The sequence below is a fragment of the Duganella sp. Leaf126 genome, assembly GCF_001423125.1.
In the GTDB taxonomy this organism is placed as follows: domain Bacteria; phylum Pseudomonadota; class Gammaproteobacteria; order Burkholderiales; family Burkholderiaceae_D; genus Rugamonas.
Genome location: NZ_LMNW01000003.1, coordinates 85,255 through 101,773, shown reverse-complemented (window position 1 = coordinate 101,773; position 16,519 = coordinate 85,255). Strand labels below are relative to the sequence as shown.

The window sequence follows — 16,519 nt, the reverse complement described above, 5'->3', positions numbered from 1 at the left end:
GCGCCACGTGGGGCAGCGCACGGAGCAGCGCCGACCGATCTGCGATCCTGAGGGTTCTGTACTTCCCCTTACCGGTCCATTATTACGAGGAGTTAGCCATGAGCACCACAGCCAAACCACGCGACGCCGTTGCCCTGCTCAAGCAGGATCACGATGAAGTCAAAGCCATGTTCAAGCAGTACGAGGAACTGGGCGACCGCGCCTTTGCCAGCAAACAGAAACTGGCCGAAAAGATCTGCCTGGAACTGACCAAGCATGCGATCGCGGAAGAAGAAATCTTCTACCCTGCCGTGCGCGCCGATGTCGACGACTCCGACGACCTGGTCGATGAAGCGACCGTCGAACACGCGTCCGCCAAGGACCTGATCGCGCAGATCCACGCCATGGATCCGCACGACGACCTGTACGACGCCAAGGTAAAAGTGCTGGGCGAATACATCGAGCACCACGTCAAGGAAGAAGAACAGGAAATGTTCCCGATGGCGAAAAAAGCCGGCATCGACCTGGTCGCGCTGGGCGAGCAGATCCAGTCCCGCAAGGACGAGATCGACGAAATCCCGCCGGCGATGATCCCGCCGGTGGCCATGGAAGGTCGCCGCGCTGCGATGTAATCCTGCAGAACAAAAAAAAACCCGCCGAGGCGGGTTTTTTCACATCTTTGGCGGAGAGGGTGGGATTCGAACCCACGGATGGGTTGCCCCATCGCTTGATTTCGAGTCAAGTACATTCGACCACTCTGCCACCTCTCCTTTNATCTTTGGCGGAGAGGGTGGGATTCGAACCCACGGATGGGTTGCCCCATCGCTTGATTTCGAGTCAAGTACATTCGACCACTCTGCCACCTCTCCTTTCCGCTGTTGCCAGCGGAGGCAGGATCATAACAGGCCACCGCCGAAAACGGAAGGGGCAAGCCTGCAACGATGCAAACTGTTTATCACGATGTGACCGCAAAAAAGGAAAAACCCGCCGAAGCGGGTTTTCTCACATCTTTGGCGGAGAGGGTGGGATTCGAACCCACGGATGGGTTGCCCCATCGCTTGATTTCGAGTCAAGTACATTCGACCACTCTGCCACCTCTCCTTTNCATCTTTGGCGGAGAGGGTGGGATTCGAACCCACGGATGGGTTGCCCCATCGCTTGATTTCGAGTCAAGTACATTCGACCACTCTGCCACCTCTCCTTTTCTCTCAACATCGCTTGCACGTTGCTGCGAGAAGGCAAGATTATAGCAGGCCTTCCGAAAAAGGAAAGGCCTTTTTTAGGCCGCCTTCAAATGGGTCAGGCCGCCCATGTACGGACGCAGCACTTCCGGGATCTCGACGCTGCCGTCGGCCTGCTGATAGTTCTCGAGCACGGCGACCAGGGTGCGGCCGACGGCCAGGCCGGAGCCGTTCAGCGTGTGCACCAGTTCCGGCTTGCCTTGCGGATTGCGGAAACGCGCCTGCATGCGACGCGCCTGGAATGCCTCGCAGTTCGACAGCGAAGAAATTTCGCGGTAGGTATTTTGCGCCGGCAGCCACACTTCCAGGTCATAGGTCTTGGCAGCGCCGAAGCCCATGTCGCCGGTGCACAGCGACATCACGCGGTACGGCAGGCCCAGGCGCTGCAAGATGGTTTCAGCGTGACCGACCATCTCGTCGAGCGCGGCGTAGGACGTCTCGGGATGCACCACCTGCACCATTTCCACCTTGTCGAACTGGTGCTGGCGGATCATGCCGCGCGTGTCGCGGCCGTAGCTGCCCGCTTCCGAACGGAAGCACGGCGTATGGGCCGTCATCTTCATCGGCAGGGCGTCGGCAGCGAGGATCTCGTCGCGGGCCAGGTTGGTCAGCGTGACTTCCGACGTCGGAATCAGGTAGAAGCTCTCGCCCTCGCCTTCCACGCCGCCTTTTTTCACCGAGAACAGGTCCGCTTCGAACTTGGGCAACTGGCCGGTGCCGCGCAGCGAATCGGCGTTGACCATGTACGGCGTGTAGCACTCGGTGTAGCCGTGCTCGTCAGTGTGGGTATTGAGCATGAATTGCGCCAGTGCGCGGTGCAGGCGCGCAATGCCGCCCTTCATGACCGAAAAACGCGAACCGGTGAGCTTGGTGGCAACGTCGAAATCGAGGCCCAGCGGCGCGCCGATATCGACATGGTCCCTGACCGCAAAGTCGAAGCTGCGCGGCGTACCGATCCTGCGCACTTCCACGTTGCCGGCTTCGTCCGTGCCTTGCGGCACGGAGTCGTGCGGCAGATTCGGGATCGCCTGCATGAAGTCGCCGATCCGGGCCTGCACCGACGACAGCGCCGCTTCGTTGGCCTTGAGCTCGTCACCGAGGCCGGCGACTTCGGCCATCAGCGCGGTGGTGTCTTCGCCCTTGCCCTTCATCATGCCGATCAGCTTGGACTGCGAATTGCGCTTGCCTTGCAGCTCTTCGGTGCGGGTCTGGATCGCCTTGCGTTCCGACTCGAGCGCGTTGAAGGCGTCCACATCGAGCTGGTACTTGCGGGTGGCCAGTCGCGCCGCAACGGTGGCGATGTCTTTACGAAGCAGTTGGATATCAATCATGGGAGCGTATTGCCGTTGTATCGAAAACGTCAATTGTACCAAGAGGAAGTCCGTTCCCAGCGAGTTTTACGCGGCCCGCCGGCTGCCTGCCAGACGCCGTGCCTACAGTGCGGCTTTCTCGGCAGCGGTGAGGCGCTTGGCGCTGACGACGACCACCTGCATCCTGGCGTGGCTGACCACGGTCTGGGTCACCGGGGCGCTCAGCGCCAGGCGGGTGGCGTCGGCATCGGCGGCGCTGGCGTAGCTGGTGGCGCCGGCGATCACGGCGCTGGCGAGGAAGATACTTTCCATGTGTTTGGCGATGTTCATGATGCGCTCCTTCCGGGGGTGGTCTACAAGTGGTGCTGCGATGGAGGTACTGTAGGCCAAGGGCGTACGGGGAGCGAGGCGGATGCGATGAAGCGCGGGAAACGGCGGCTGGAATGCAGAAAACCGGCGCCGAAACAGCCGGTCTGGACAACGTTGGCCGGGACGGCTTGCAGGATTTCAAGTACGCAACTAATCGTGCGCCATGGCGGAATTGAAATGTGTACGATGAGTCAACAACAAGCCTATAGGAGCATAACTTGAAAACACAATTCCTGAAAATGGGCGCCATGGGCGCATTGATGGCACTGGCTGCCGGCTGCTCGACCATGAGCGGCCCGCCGGAAAACGAGACGCCACCACCGGCCAACCCTGCCTTCGCCGGCGAAATGGCGAAGTTCAATGCCCAGTTCCCCAACGACAAGGCGACCAAGTACGAAGACGTGTCGCTGAACTATAACAACGCCAACAAGCTCGACGACCGAGGCAACTGCCACGACCTGTCCAAGTACCCGGTCACCATCATCCTGACGCTGGACAGTGCCGGCAAGGTGATCAAGAGCACGACCGACGTCGACAACAAGAAGGCCGACTGCTTCCGCAAGGCTTACGCCGACGTGCAGCTGCCGCCGCCACCGTTCGCACCGTACATCAAGCCGATCCGCCTGCGCTGATCGTCGGGTTCGACCGTCACATCAGGCCGCCGCATCGTTTCCGGTGGCGGCCTGCGCTTCCTCCAACTCCCCTTCTTCGCTGGCCCCTGCTTCGGCCACGCCATCGAGCCAGTCCAGCACTGCCTGGTTGAACCGCTGCGGCGCGCTGACCATGGGCCAGTGCCCGGTATCGAACGCCATCACCTTGCACCCCGGTCTTGCCGCCAGCATCTCGGCCCATGGCCCGGAATGGAACATGAACGGCTTGCGGATACCGTAGATGAACAGCATCGGCACGCGCGGCTTGAACGGCACCAGCGCCCGGTAGGAACCGATACTGCCTGCGGTGAGGATGTAGTACGGATAATTCATGCCCACGTGAATCCGCTCGCGCGGCGACGGCGCCTGCAGCAGGCCGGCCATGGTGCGCGTGATGACAGTGCCCACCGCCCCGCCGATGGCCCAGGCCAGCGCCAGCACGTTCTGGTAGCCGTTGAGCATCAGGCGCTGACCGAGCGTGCGCGAGCGCAGCGTGGTCTCGGAATTGGCATCGCCGATATCGACCCCGACGATACGCGACACCAGCGACCGGTGACGCATGTAAAACTCGTAGCCGAACACGCAGCCCCAGTCATGCGCCATCAAAATCACCGGCTGCTGGCGGTTGACGCTGTTGACGATGTGCAGCAGGATGCGCAGCGTGGCGTCCAGCGTGTAGGCGCGGCGCTGTTTGGCGCTATCGAAGCCGGGCAAGGTGAAGCGCACGCAGCGGTAGCGATGCTTGAGCGCGGCCACCTGCGGCTCCCACAGGCGATGGGTATCGGGCCAGCCGTGGATCATCACGATGGTCTCGGCGTGCTCATCGTCCTCGGGACCCTCGATGTAGAGGTCGATACCATCGACCAGCAGCTGCTGCATGAAATTCCTTCGTCGTTAAACAGGGGTCAGGTCTTGCCGGCGTCGGCGTCCAGCTGACGCAGGAAGGCCAGCTTCTCGGCGATCTTGCTTTCCAGGCCGCGCGGCACCGGCTGGTACCAGCCCGGCTCGCGCATATCGTCGGGAAAGTAGGTCTCGCCGGCCGCATAGGCGTTCGGTTCGTCGTGGGCGTAGCGGTAGTCGTGACCGTAGCCGAGTTCCTTCATCAGCTTGGTGGGCGCGTTGCGCAGGTGGACCGGCACCTCGCGGCTCTTGTCCTGCTTGACGAAGGCCCGCGCCTGGTTGTAGGCGTTGTAGCCGGCATTGCTCTTGGCGGCAATGGCCAGGTAGATCACGGCCTGGCCCAGCGCCAGTTCGCCTTCCGGCGAGCCGAGGCGCTCGAACGTGGTGGCAGCGTCGTTGGCGATCTGCATGGCGCGCGGGTCGGCCAGGCCGATGTCTTCCCAGGCCATGCGCACGATGCGGCGCGACAGGTAGCGCGCATCGGCGCCGCCGTCGAGCATGCGCGTGAGCCAGTACAGCGCGGCGTCGGGATTGGAGCCGCGCACCGACTTGTGCAGCGCCGAGATCTGGTCGTAGAAATTGTCGCCGCCCTTGTCGAAACGGCGCGCGTTGAGCGTGAGCGCGTTTTCGATGAACGCCGGCGTGATCCGGTTGGTTTTGGCGGCGTTGGCGGCGGTGCTGGTCTGCTCGAGCAGGTTGAGCAGGCGGCGCCCGTCGCCGTCGGCGTAACCGATCAGTGTGTCGAGCGCGGCCTCGTCGAATTCCAGGTGCGACAGCACGCGCGTGCGCGCCTTGTCCACCAGTGCGCGCAGTTCCGCCTCGTCGAAGGACTTGAGCACATACACTTGCGAGCGCGACAGCAGCGCCGAGTTCACCTCGAACGACGGGTTCTCGGTGGTGGCGCCGATCAGCGTGACCAGGCCCGATTCCGCGTACGGCAGCAGCGCATCCTGCTGCGACTTGTTGAAGCGGTGGATCTCGTCGACGAACAGGATCGTGTGCTTGCCCAGCGCCAGGTTTTGCTGGGCCTGCTCCATGGCAGCGCGGATATCCTTGACGCCAGAGAACACGGCCGACAAGGCAATGAATTCGCAGTCGAAGGCGTTGGCGGTCAGGCGCGCCAGCGTGGTTTTGCCGACCCCGGGCGGCCCCCACAGGATCATCGAATGGGGCTGGCCCGATTCGAACGCCAGCCGCAGCGGCTTGCCCGGTCCCAGCAAGTGGCGCTGGCCGATGACTTCATCGAGCGTGCGGGGGCGCAGGGCTTCGGCCAGCGGCTGGCGGGGTTCGTTGGTGAAGAGGTCTGCCATAGTGGAAGCTAACTTATAAACCGTTTTGCTGCAGCGGCGGCTCGCCGCCCGGACCGGACGCCAATCTTGCCAGCGTCGTGGCATACGGGTACGGACACACCGGATTTCCGCCTGCGCGGCAATGACGGAGCCAGGGCCGGTGACAGCCTGAAAACGCTGCGCAACAACCTGGACTCAGTTGTTGACCACGTCCGCGCCCTTGGGCATCACGAACTTGAAGCTGGCCGCGGTCAGCGCCGGGTTCTTTTCGATCTTCGACAGCGCCAGCACCGAGGTCTGGCCGAACGAGTCCTTCAGTTCCATCGCCTCGGGCAAGCCGTTGCGCAGGCCGATGGCGATCTGCTCGAAGCTCGAGTCCTTGGCCTTCGGCACCGCCTTCAGCCATTCCAGGCCGTCGCGCGTGCCCGCTTCGGACAGGGCAAAGCTCTTTTCCAGGTCGTTGCTGCCGAACAGGATGGCAGCCGGCGACGAGCCGAGCGCATCGCCGAGCTTCCTGGTCGTCACCTGGTTCAGGTCCTTGTCGTAGATGTAGAGCTGCTCGCCGTCGGCCTGCAGCACCTGTTCGTACGGCCTGGTATAGGTCCAGATGAACTTGCCGGGACGGGCGAACAGGAAGGTGCCGCTCGACGGTGGTGTCGGCTTGGCCTTGGCATTGCCCTCGCCCTTGATCTGGCGCTGGGTGAACTCGCCCTTGGCGGCCTTGGTGGACGCGACGAAGGACTTGAACTGCTCCAGCGCGCTGGCGTGCACGGCGCCGGCAAACAGGGCGCCGGCCACGGCCAGCAGGGCTGCAGACTTTTTCAGTTGCATCATGTGATTTCCTTATTCTGCGCTGGCGGCTGGCACCAGGATGTCGCGGTTACCGTTCGATTGCATGGCCGATACCACGCCACTGTTTTCCATTTGCTCGAGCAGGCGCGCTGCGCGGTTGTAACCGATGCGCAGGTGGCGCTGCACCAGCGAAATCGAGGCGCGGCGGTTTTTCAGCACCACCTGCACGGCCTGATCGTACATCGGATCGGCTTCGCCGCCGGCCTCGCCTGCCACGCCGCCCTCGGCGCCGCCCTCGCCTTCCAGCGTGCCGCCTTCGAGGATGCCGTCGATGTAGTTCGGCTCGCCCGTGGTCTTCAGGTGCGCGACCACGCGGTGCACCTCGTCGTCGGAGACGAAGGCGCCGTGCACGCGCACCGGCAGGCCGGTGCCGGGCGGCATGTACAGCATGTCGCCCATGCCCAGCAGCGTTTCCGCACCCATCTGGTCGAGAATGGTGCGCGAGTCGATCTTGGACGAGACTTGGAACGCGATCCGGGTCGGGATGTTGGCCTTGATCAGGCCCGTGATCACGTCCACAGATGGGCGCTGGGTCGCCAGTATCAAGTGCAGGCCGGCCGCCCGCGCCTTTTGCGCGATGCGGGCGATCAGTTCTTCCACCTTCTTGCCCACCACCATCATCAGATCGGCCAGCTCGTCGATGATGATGACGATGGTCGGCAGTTTTTCCAGCGGCTCCGGCGAGTCCGGCGTCAGGCTGAACGGGTTCGGTATCAGTTCCTCGCGCTTGGTCGCCTCGGCGATCTTGGCGTTGTAGCCGGCCAGGTTGCGCACGCCGAGCTTGGACATGAGCTTGTAGCGGCGCTCCATCTCGTTGACCGCCCAGTTCAGCGCGTGGCCAGCCTGGCGCATGTCGGTGACGACCGGCGCCAGCAGGTGCGGGATGCCTTCGTACACCGACATTTCCAGCATCTTCGGATCGATCAGGATCATGCGCACGTCGGCCGGGTCGGCCTTGTACAGCAGCGACAGGATGGTGGCGTTGATGCCGACCGATTTACCGGAACCGGTGGTGCCGGCCACCAGCAGGTGCGGCATCTTGGCCAGGTCGGCCACCACGGCCTTGCCGGCGATGTCCTTGCCCAGCGCCACCGTCAGCGGCGAGGCATTGTCGTTGTACACCTTGGAGCCGACGATCTCGGACAGGCGCACGATCTGGCGCTTGGCGTTGGGCAGTTCCAGCGCCATGTAGTTCTTGCCGGGGATGGTTTCCACCACGCGGATCGAGGTCAGCGACAGCGAGCGCGCCAGGTCGCGCGCCAGGCCGACGATCTGGCTGCCCTTGACGCCGGTGGCCGGCTCGATTTCGTAGCGCGTGACGACCGGCCCCGGGTAAGCCGCCACGACCTTGGCTTCGACGCCGAAGTCCGACAGCTTTTTCTCGATCAGGCGGCTGGTAAATTCCAGCGTCTCGACCGCCACCGTTTCCTGCACCTCGGGTGCATCGTCGAGCAGCGTCAGCGCCGGCAGTTGCAGATTGCCGTTGAGATCCTGGAACAGGCTGGCCTGCCGTTCCTTTTCCACCCGTTCGGACTTGACCACGACCGGCACCTGCGGCTCGATCTTGACGATGGGCGCCGACACCGGGTGTTTTTCGACATGCTTGGCGCGCTCGATGACCACCGTTTCCTCGCGCTTGACGGCAGCGACTTCGCCCTGGCGGCGGTCTTCGCGGTACTGGTAGCGCTGGATGAACCAGTTCACGCCCGCTTCGATGGCATAGCCGATGCGTTCGGCCAGCGCCAGCCACGAGACCTGGAAGAACAGCGAAAAACCGAGGCCGAACAGCAGCAACAGCAGCAAGGTAGCGCCGGTGAAGCCGAACGCGACATAGGCGGAGTGGCCGATCAGTTCGCCCAGCACGCCGCCGGACACGCGCGGCAGTTCCGCGTGGCGCGTGAGCGAGCCGAGGCGCAGGTATTCGAGGCCGACGCTGCCGGCAAACAGCAGCACGAAACCGATGCCGCGGATCAGCGGCTCCTGCGCGTGTTCCGGTTCGGCAGGGCTGGTCATCACGAATTTTTGGGTCAGGCTGCGGTAGCCCTTCCACACGTAGCGCAGCATGCAGAACGCCCACCACCAGGCCGAGATGCCGAAGATGTACAGCAGCAGGTCGGACAGCCAGGCGCCGGCGCGGCCGCCAAGGTTGGTCACCTTGGGCACCAGCGTCTCGTGCGACCAGCCGGGATCGAGCTTGTTGTAACTGGCCAGGATCAGCACAAAGTAGAGGCCGAGCACGGCCAGCGCCAGCCAGCGCGCCTCCGAAAGCAGGCGCACCAGGCGGTTGGGCAGCGGCTGGCGTTCGGTGGGGGTGCGCTTGTAACCGTTGGCGCTCGCGGCGGACGCGCTGGCGCCAGCGCCTGCGCCGGCCCTGGACGAACGTTCCTGAACTTTTTTACTGCTCATAGGTATTAAGGGGTTGCAACGTTAATGCACAGAAAAGATTCAGAGATCGCTATTTTAAGGCATACGGCTGACAACCGCCCCACGATTCATCCTGATCTGCTGCTTGCACTATAATCTTGTATTGCCTGCGTGAACGCAAGCGGCGCCGCCCTTGCCTCCTCCGCAGATGCCCCCAACTCGGAATGGTCCACCATTCAACACCTGCAAAGAAGCCCGCCATGACAACTGCCAAACACGCCCGCGTTCTGATCCTCGGCTCCGGCCCTGCCGGCTACAGCGCTGCCGTCTACGCCGCCCGCGCCAACCTGAACCCGATGCTGGTCACCGGTGTGGAACAAGGCGGTCAGCTGATGACCACCACCGATGTCGAAAACTGGCCCGGCGACCCGATGGGCGTGCAAGGCCCGGAACTGATGCAGCGCCTGCTCCAGCACGCGGAGCGCTTCAAGACCGAGATCGTGTTCGACCACATCCACACCACCTTCCTGTCGGAAAAACCGATCCGCCTGCTCGGCGACAGCCACGAGTACACCTGCGACACCCTGATCATCGCCACCGGCGCCTCGGCCCAGTACCTGGGCCTGCCGACCGAGCAGGAATTCATGGGCCGCGGCGTGTCCGCCTGCGCCACCTGCGACGGCTTCTTCTACCGTAACCAGGAAGTGGCCGTGATCGGCGGCGGCAACACCGCGGTCGAGGAAGCGCTGTACCTATCCAACATCGCCAACAAGGTCACGCTGATCCACCGCCGCGACAAGTTCCGCGCCGAAGCGATCCTGATCGACCGCCTCAACGCCAAGGTAGCCGAAGGCAAGATCGAGATCAGGTACAACCACACGCTGCACGAAGTGCTGGGCAATGACGGCGGCGTGACGGGGCTCAAGCTGCAGTCCACGGAAGACGGCGCCATCTCCGAGATCACCGTGCACGGCCTGTTCGTGGCGATCGGCCACAAGCCCAACACCGGCATCTTCGAAGGCCAGCTGGACATGCACAACGGCTACATCAAAACCCGCTCGGGCACCGAAGGCATGGCCACGGCCACCAGTGCGCCCGGGGTGTTTGCGGCCGGCGACGTGCAGGACCATATCTACCGCCAGGCGATCACCAGCGCCGGTACCGGCTGCATGGCGGCCCTGGACGCCCAGCGCTACCTCGAAGCGCAGGAGTAAGCAGCACATGAAAGACTTCTCGGAACTGAAATCGCTGGGCGAGCAGCTCAGGGAGCAGACCGAGGCGCGCGCTGCCGCCGAGGCGGCGCGCGTCAAGCGGGATAAGACGCAGGCGGCGGAGGCCAACATCTTCCAGTCGGCCGTCGGCGGCGTCAAGCGCCTGCCCGAATCCGACCGCTACGTGCCGCAGCTGCCGAAAACCGCCGGCGCCGCCGCCCCGGTCAGGCCCCAGCGCACGCAAGCCGAGGACGACGCGGCCGTGCTGCGCGAATCGCTGTCGGACCTGTTTGAAGTCGATCATTACCTCGAAGAAGACCCGGCGCTCAATTACGCCGCGCCCGGGGTCGGTCCCGACGTGGTGAAAAAACTGCGCAAGGGCCACTGGCCCGTGCAGGACGAGCTCGACCTGCACGGCATGCGGCGCGACCAGGCCCGCGACGCCATCGGCGATTTTTTGCGCCGCTCGGCCATGCGCAACCATCGCTGCGTGTGCGTGATCCACGGCCGCGGCTTCGGCTCGCGCGGCCAGGAACCGGTGCTCAAGTCGATGGTGCACAGCTGGCTGGTGCAGAAAGAGGAAGTGGTGGCGTTCTGCCAGGCGCGCGCGGCCGAAGGCGGCGAAGGCGCGCTGATGGTGCTGCTGCGCGCAGCGCTGCGCCCGGTGCGCTAGCAATGCGCTGATGCGCGATGCCGGCGCCTCGCGCGCCCGGTGCCGCTGCCGGCGGCATGACGCCCGGCCCCCGGCGCGTTCCTGCGCCGCGTGTCGGCAAAGCAACTAAGTTACACGCCACGGGGCCGCCATGTTAACCTAGGGCACCTTCACATTTCCAGTGCCCCGATGCCCTACATGCCTCACGTTCCGGTTCACGTCTCCCTGGTCACGGTCATCGAGATCGTGGCGATCCTGGTGGGGGCGTTTTCCGGCTTCGTGGAGGCGCGCAGCAAGCGCATGGACGTGGTGGGCGTGTTTACGGTCGCCTTCATCACGGCTTTCGGCGGCGGCACGCTGCGCGACATCCTGCTCGACCGCCGTCCGCTGTTCTGGGTCATGCACCAGGAATACGCGATCCTGATCTTCGTGCTGGCGCTGATCGCGGCGCCGCTGATGCGCACCCTCAAGCAAATCCTGTCCGAACGCCTGATCGTCATTGCCGACGCCATCGGGCTCGGGCTGTTTGCAGTGGCGGGCGTGTCGCAGGCGCAGGCGGCCGGCATGCCGCTGTTCATCGCCTCGATGATGGGCGTGATTACCGGGATTTTCGGGGGCGTGCTGCGCGATATCGTGTGCAACGAAGTGCCGATGGTTTTCCGTGATGGCAAACCCTACGCCATCTGCGCCTTCATCGGCGCCTGGCTCTACATCGGCCTGCAATATACGGACGTGACCGACGACGTCGCCCTGTGGGTGAGCGCCGCGTCGATCACGGTGATGCGGCTGGTGACCTGGAAGTTCGACCTGCACCTCCGCGGCCACCAGTAACTGCCGTTAGAACGAGTACTGCGCCAGCAGTGTGTAACGCGGACCGCTCATGAATACCTGACGCGTGAAGTTGCCCACGTGCTGTTCCATGATCTGGCGCGTGTACGAGTTGGTCAGGTTGGTCGCTTCCAGGCCGACGCGGAACTTGTCCGTGAAGTCATAGAAGATCGAACCGTCGAGCTGGCCGTAGGCCGACTGGTACAGCGGCAGGCCGTAGGCCTGGTCGTTGTTGGCGGTCGGCACCAGGAAGCTTGCACCGGCAGCCGGATTGGTGTTCAGACCGTTGTTGCCGCGGCTGCCCCACTGGTTCACGCCGAGCAGGTAGCGCGAACGCCAGTTGTACGCCAGACGCATCGACAGGCCGTTCTGCTCGTACATCAACGCCAGGTTGATCGTATGGCGCGACAGGCCCTGCAGCGGCGTCTTGCCGAACGCGCGCGCGTCGGTATCGCAACCGTTGATGTTCAGGTTGTAGTTGGACGACGCGTCGTTGCCCGAGCAGTAAGCCTGATAGATCGGCTTGTTGAGCGTGCGCTCGCTCTTCACGAAGGTCCAGCTGGCCTGCGTACCGATACCGCGCAGCCAGTCCGGCACGAAGTCGTAGTACTGCTGGTGGGCGATTTCGAAGCCGCGCGCATAACCCTTGGCGCCGTTGACCGGACCGCTCACCACGAAGGTGCGCGGCGTGCCGTTGACATCGTTGGCGGTGTAACCGTAGTCCTGGGTGACGATGATGTTCTTCAGGTCCTTGTTGAACAGCGACATGGTCAGCGAGCCGGCCTTGGCGAAGTACCATTCTGCGGTCAGGTCGACGTTGGTCGACGTGGTCGGCTTGAGCAGCGGATTGCCGTCGCTCTTGCCGGTCAGGCTGGTGCCGTCGAAGCGCACGGCCGTGGTGTTGCCTGCCGCGTCGCGGGTCGTGGTCTGCAGGTTCTGTGCGTCCAGCGTGGTTTGCACCTGCAGCTGGTTGAAGTCCGGACGCGCCATGGCCTTGGCCACGGCAAAGCGGAACTGCAGCTGGTCGCTGGCCTTCAGGCGCAGGTTCAGGCTCGGCAGCCAGTTGTTGTAGGAGTTGCTGTACGACTGCTGTTCGGCAAACTGGGCGATGTTGATCAGGTTGTTGAGGCCGGTCGCCACGACACCGGCACCGACCGTCGGGGCAGTCGGCGGCACGAACGAGACGTAACCGGAACCGGTGCCGCGCGTGCGCACGTAGCGCACGCCGATGTTGCCGTCCACCGGGTACTTGAGGTCATCCCAGCCGAAGCGCAGCTGCGTGTAGGCGGCGCGGGTCTTCTCGGTTTGCGTGTTGTTGGCGGCCGGATCGTCGAACGAGGACGGCTTCCACGGATCGCAGGTGGCGCCGGTTTCCGCGCACAGCACGTCGTGGTAGGCGTGGATCTTGGCCCACTCGTTGGGGAAGCCGCGCACGGTGGACGAATCGGCGAACAGCATCGGTGGCAGGTTGTACTTGCCGTCGAAGAAGTTGTCGATCTTCTGCAGCGAAGCGCCGCCGGCAAAGCGCGGATCGCTCAGGCGCGCCACGTCCTTGATCTGCCATGGCGTCATCCACGGGAAGGTGATCGCCTGCCAGTTGTAGAACTTCTGCGCCTTGTGGTTCTCGCCTTCGCGGTCGGCCATGCGCACGCCGAAGCGGATGTCGCGCAGCACCGGATCGTCGAACGCATACTTGACGTCGGATTTCCACGCCTTCTGGGTGGCCTTGGCGCGGTCCAGCGCTTCCTGGGTGTAGGCCCAGTAGTAGTTCTTCGGGTCGGCCATGTAGGCATCCGAACCGAGGCCGATCTGCGGCACCTTGCCGGTCATGTCCATGGTCTGGTTCGGCAGGATGAAGCCGGTCGAGACGTCGGCGTCGAAGCCTTCGGTGGTCGAGCGCACGTGCTGGAAGTCGTTGGTCCAGGTGACCGACGGCGTCACGCGCCATTGCACGTTGAGCGAAATGTCGCGGGTGCCCGATTCACGCGTATTGATGCGCTGCGAGCTGTTGAACGGCGAGCCGCCGTAGGTCGGGTTCGAGATGGTGCCGCTCTGGAACACGCCATTGCTGTTGAACACCGAGTCGGCGCTGGCCACCTGCTGGTACCACTTGTCTTCGGACGAGGTCACGACGTGCTCGTCGAGGTCTTCCTTGTAGCGGGTCTTGAAGAAGGTCAGGCCGGCGGTCAGGTCCTTGTTCGGCCGCCACTGGAAGGCCGCGTAGTCGCCGCGGCGGGTGCGGTCGAAGTCCTGCGAACGGTAGCCGACGCCCATCGGGATCCACTGGGTCTTGGACGGATCGTACTGGGTCGGGTCGGTCGAGTTCACGTGCGGGAAGTACGGATCGACGCCGACGCCGTCCGAACGGCTCGGGCTCTTGGCGTGGGCGATGTCGATCAGGGCGCCGAATTCGCCGAAGTCGGTCTTCCAGCGGTTCGACAGCAGCACGGTGGCGGTCGGCGACGGTTTGCCTTCGCGCAGCGTGGAATACGATTCCGATGCACCGATCACGCCCTTGAAGCCCTTGTAGTCGAACGGCATTGCGGTGCGCAGGTTGACCAGGCCGGCAACGGCGCCTTCGACCTGTTCGGCCGACGGGTTCTTGTACACGTCCACGCCGGCCATCAGCTCGGGCGCCACGTCGGCAAAGCCGAGCGAGCGGCCGCCGCCGGCCGAGAAGGCGTCACGGCCGTTGATCTCGGAACGGACATAGGTCAGGCCGCGCACCGACACGCCCGAGCCTTCGACCGACTGGCGGTTCGGGTCGCCTGCCATGTTGCGGTCGATGGTGACGCCGGCGATACGCTGCAGCACCTCGGTCACCGAGCGGTCCGGCAGTTTGCCGATGTCTTCGGCCACGATCGAATCGACCACCTCGTCCGAATCCTGCTTGAGTTTCTGGGCCGATTGCAGCGCTGCGCGCTGGCCGCTCACCACCACCACCGCGCCCGCGGCCGGGGCGGCCGCAGCCGGGGCTGCGGTATCGGTGGTCTGGGCCCATACGGGCGCCGCGTGCAGGGCTGCAATTTGCGCCACGGCAGCGGCGATCGCGGTTTTCTGTAACTTATTCACGTCTCTCTCCTACTAATAAATGTTTTGTTCTCGTTAGGGGATCTCGACCAACCGTAGCGAGCGGCGCGATATCGTCTTGCGTCGCGCAACAGGTTTTTCCAGTCCCCGTAAATCATGATGCTGCAGTTGCTGGTACCAGGTAAAAAGTTCAGGCCTCCATCGGTTTGGTGATTGGTCAGGCGGCCGCGCGGGCGAGCCCGCCGGCCGCGGCCTGTTGGGTGACATAGGCGCCGTGTGACGGCATGCGCGCCACGGCCTGGGCGATCATGTCGCGCAGTTGGGCAAAGTGGCCGTGGACCACGCGCAGGTCCACGCGGTCGGCCAGCGGATCGTGGCGCTTGGGCATGACACCGAGGCCCACCATCATCGCCACGAACGACGGCTCGGCGAAACCGTCGCGGTCGAGGATGGCCACGCGCCCGGTTTCGCGGAACAGCGCGATCTGGTGCGCCAGCGTATCGGGAATGGCCATTTGCGCGCAGTGGCGCCAGAACGGCGTGTCGTCGCGCGCGGTCAGCTTGTAGTGCAGCACGATGAAGTCACGCACCGCTTCGTAACGGCTGCCCATCACGCGGTTGAATTCGTCGGCCAGCGCCGGGCTGCAGTCGCGGTCCGGGAACAGTTCCAGCAGCTTGCCCACCGCCGTTTCGATCAGGTTGATGCTGGTCGATTCGAGCGGCTCGACGAAACCGGCCGACAGGCCGATCGCCACCACGTTGTTGACCCAGCTCTTGCGGCGGCGGCCGGTGACGAAACGGATCTGGCGCGGCGCGTCCAGCGCGGCGCCATCGAGACCGTCGAGCAGCACGCGGCCGGCCTGCTCGTCGGTGATGAAGTCGCTGCTGTACACGTGGCCGTTGCCGGTGCGGTGCTGGAGCGGAATGCGCCACAGCCAGCCCGCCCCGGTGGCGGTCGAGCGGGTGAACGGCGTCAGGTGCGGCGCCGAGGCGCAGGGCACGGCCTGCGCGCTGTTGCACGGCAGGTAGTTGCTCCAGTCCTCGTAGCCGGCCTGCAGCGCGCCTTCGATCAGCAGGCCGCGGAAGCCCGAGCAATCGATGAACAGGTCGCCTTCGACGCGGCGGCCGTCGGCCAGCCTGACGGCGGTGACGAAACCGTTGTGCGGATGCTGCTCGACGCCGACGATCATGCCTTCGACGCGCTGGGCGCCGCGCGCTACGGCATAGTCGCGCAGATAGGCGGCGTACAGGCTGGCGTCGAAATGGAAGCCGTACGAATAGGCGTCGGCCACGCCCGGCGTTTCCTCGTCGGGCGGCACGAACTTGCCTTCGCGCGCCATCACCGACGGGACCGACCAGTGCGCGATGTCCGGCATCTGCTCGAACGCCTGCGCCAGCCGCAGCCAGTGATGGTGGGCGCCGACGCCGGCCAGCGCCGGACCGTAGTCGCCGAAACCGTGGAAAAAGCGGTTACCGAGGTGGCCCCAGTCCTTGAACTCGATGCCGAGCTTGTAACTGGCGCTGGTCTTGGCGATGAAATCGTTGGCATCGAGTCCCAGCGACGCGTTGTAGACGCGGATGGTCGGCAGGGTCGCTTCGCCGACGCCGATGGTGCCGATCTCGGCGGACTCCACCAGGATCACTTCGCATGGCTGGTCGGGGTGGCGCGCCAGGCGCTGGGCCAGCGGCGCGGCGGTCATCCAGCCCGCCGTGCCGCCGCCGACGATGACGATACGGCGCACCGGACCGGCGCCCGCTGGCGCTTGCTTGTCAGGACTGCTCATGCGCTTCCTCAGCAACGGGCAGTTATGACAACGTTTTCATACCGAGGCGAAAAAAGACGTG

13 protein-coding genes and 4 tRNA genes are annotated in these 16,519 nt (G+C 64.3%); 5 read left to right on the top strand and 12 right to left on the bottom strand.

Annotated features, from left to right (window positions below):
* Window positions 1–98: 98 nt before the first annotated feature.
* Window positions 99–611, top strand: coding sequence for a hemerythrin domain-containing protein (locus ASF61_RS04750; protein ID WP_056151755.1), 513 nt, complete (start codon window positions 99–101; stop codon window positions 609–611).
* Between the two features lie 48 nt (window positions 612–659).
* On the opposite strand, the gene ASF61_RS04745 is transcribed toward ASF61_RS04750, so the two are convergent.
* The 6 genes from ASF61_RS04745 to ASF61_RS04720 all read right to left on the bottom strand — a co-directional run bounded on the left by ASF61_RS04745 (window position 660) and on the right by ASF61_RS04720 (window position 2,860).
* A tRNA-Ser gene (locus ASF61_RS04745) sits at window positions 660–749 on the bottom strand.
* A gap of 9 nt (window positions 750–758) precedes the next feature.
* Window positions 759–848, bottom strand: a tRNA-Ser gene (locus ASF61_RS04740).
* Window positions 849–990: 142 nt separating this feature from the next.
* Window positions 991–1,080: transfer RNA gene (locus tag ASF61_RS04735), tRNA-Ser, on the bottom strand.
* Window positions 1,081–1,090: 10 nt separating this feature from the next.
* Window positions 1,091–1,180, bottom strand: a tRNA-Ser gene (locus ASF61_RS04730).
* A 78-nt stretch (window positions 1,181–1,258) separates the two neighbouring features.
* Window positions 1,259–2,551, bottom strand: a complete 1,293-nt coding sequence (serS, locus tag ASF61_RS04725; protein WP_056151752.1) for a serine--tRNA ligase — start codon at window positions 2,549–2,551, stop codon at window positions 1,259–1,261.
* A 102-nt stretch (window positions 2,552–2,653) separates the two neighbouring features.
* Window positions 2,654–2,860, bottom strand: coding sequence for a hypothetical protein (locus ASF61_RS04720; RefSeq protein ID WP_056151749.1), 207 nt, complete (start codon window positions 2,858–2,860; stop codon window positions 2,654–2,656).
* A gap of 257 nt (window positions 2,861–3,117) precedes the next feature.
* On the opposite strand from ASF61_RS04720, the gene ASF61_RS04715 reads away from it, so the two are divergent.
* Window positions 3,118–3,531, top strand: coding sequence for a hypothetical protein (locus ASF61_RS04715; protein ID WP_229205711.1), 414 nt, complete (start codon window positions 3,118–3,120; stop codon window positions 3,529–3,531).
* Window positions 3,532–3,552: 21 nt separating this feature from the next.
* Here ASF61_RS04715 and ASF61_RS04710 read toward each other — a convergent pair whose 3' ends face one another.
* The 4 genes from ASF61_RS04710 to ASF61_RS04695 all read right to left on the bottom strand — a co-directional run bounded on the left by ASF61_RS04710 (window position 3,553) and on the right by ASF61_RS04695 (window position 8,996).
* Window positions 3,553–4,428: an alpha/beta fold hydrolase gene (locus ASF61_RS04710; protein ID WP_056151743.1), complete on the bottom strand. Its 876-nt coding sequence runs from the start codon at window positions 4,426–4,428 to the stop codon at window positions 3,553–3,555.
* Between the two features lie 26 nt (window positions 4,429–4,454).
* Window positions 4,455–5,759, bottom strand: a complete 1,305-nt coding sequence (locus ASF61_RS04705; RefSeq protein ID WP_056151740.1) for a replication-associated recombination protein A — start codon at window positions 5,757–5,759, stop codon at window positions 4,455–4,457.
* 174 nt (window positions 5,760–5,933) lie between these two features.
* A complete protein-coding gene (gene lolA, locus ASF61_RS04700; protein WP_056151738.1) occupies window positions 5,934–6,572 on the bottom strand; it encodes an outer membrane lipoprotein chaperone LolA in 639 nt (212 codons plus the stop codon).
* A 9-nt stretch (window positions 6,573–6,581) separates the two neighbouring features.
* Window positions 6,582–8,996, bottom strand: coding sequence for a DNA translocase FtsK (locus tag ASF61_RS04695; protein WP_056151735.1), 2,415 nt, complete (start codon window positions 8,994–8,996; stop codon window positions 6,582–6,584).
* Window positions 8,997–9,214: 218 nt separating this feature from the next.
* On the opposite strand from ASF61_RS04695, the gene trxB reads away from it, so the two are divergent.
* From trxB to ASF61_RS04680, 3 genes are all read left to right on the top strand, one after another.
* Complete coding sequence (trxB, locus tag ASF61_RS04690) at window positions 9,215–10,168, top strand: thioredoxin-disulfide reductase (protein ID WP_056151731.1); 954 nt, start codon at window positions 9,215–9,217, stop codon at window positions 10,166–10,168.
* A 7-nt stretch (window positions 10,169–10,175) separates the two neighbouring features.
* The gene (locus tag ASF61_RS04685) at window positions 10,176–10,838 is read left to right on the top strand and encodes a Smr/MutS family protein (RefSeq protein ID WP_056151728.1); all 663 of its coding nucleotides are present in this window, start codon (window positions 10,176–10,178) and stop codon (window positions 10,836–10,838) included.
* 177 nt (window positions 10,839–11,015) lie between these two features.
* Window positions 11,016–11,648, top strand: coding sequence for a trimeric intracellular cation channel family protein (locus ASF61_RS04680; protein WP_056152208.1), 633 nt, complete (start codon window positions 11,016–11,018; stop codon window positions 11,646–11,648).
* 6 nt (window positions 11,649–11,654) lie between these two features.
* Here the strand turns inward: ASF61_RS04680 and ASF61_RS04675 are convergent, their stop codons facing one another.
* Window positions 11,655–14,717, bottom strand: coding sequence for a TonB-dependent receptor (locus tag ASF61_RS04675; protein WP_056151727.1), 3,063 nt, complete (start codon window positions 14,715–14,717; stop codon window positions 11,655–11,657).
* A gap of 175 nt (window positions 14,718–14,892) precedes the next feature.
* On the bottom strand, window positions 14,893–16,458 hold the full coding sequence (locus ASF61_RS04670; protein ID WP_056151724.1) for a tryptophan halogenase family protein: 1,566 nt from the start codon (window positions 16,456–16,458) through the stop codon (window positions 14,893–14,895).
* Window positions 16,459–16,519: the final 61 nt, after the last annotated feature.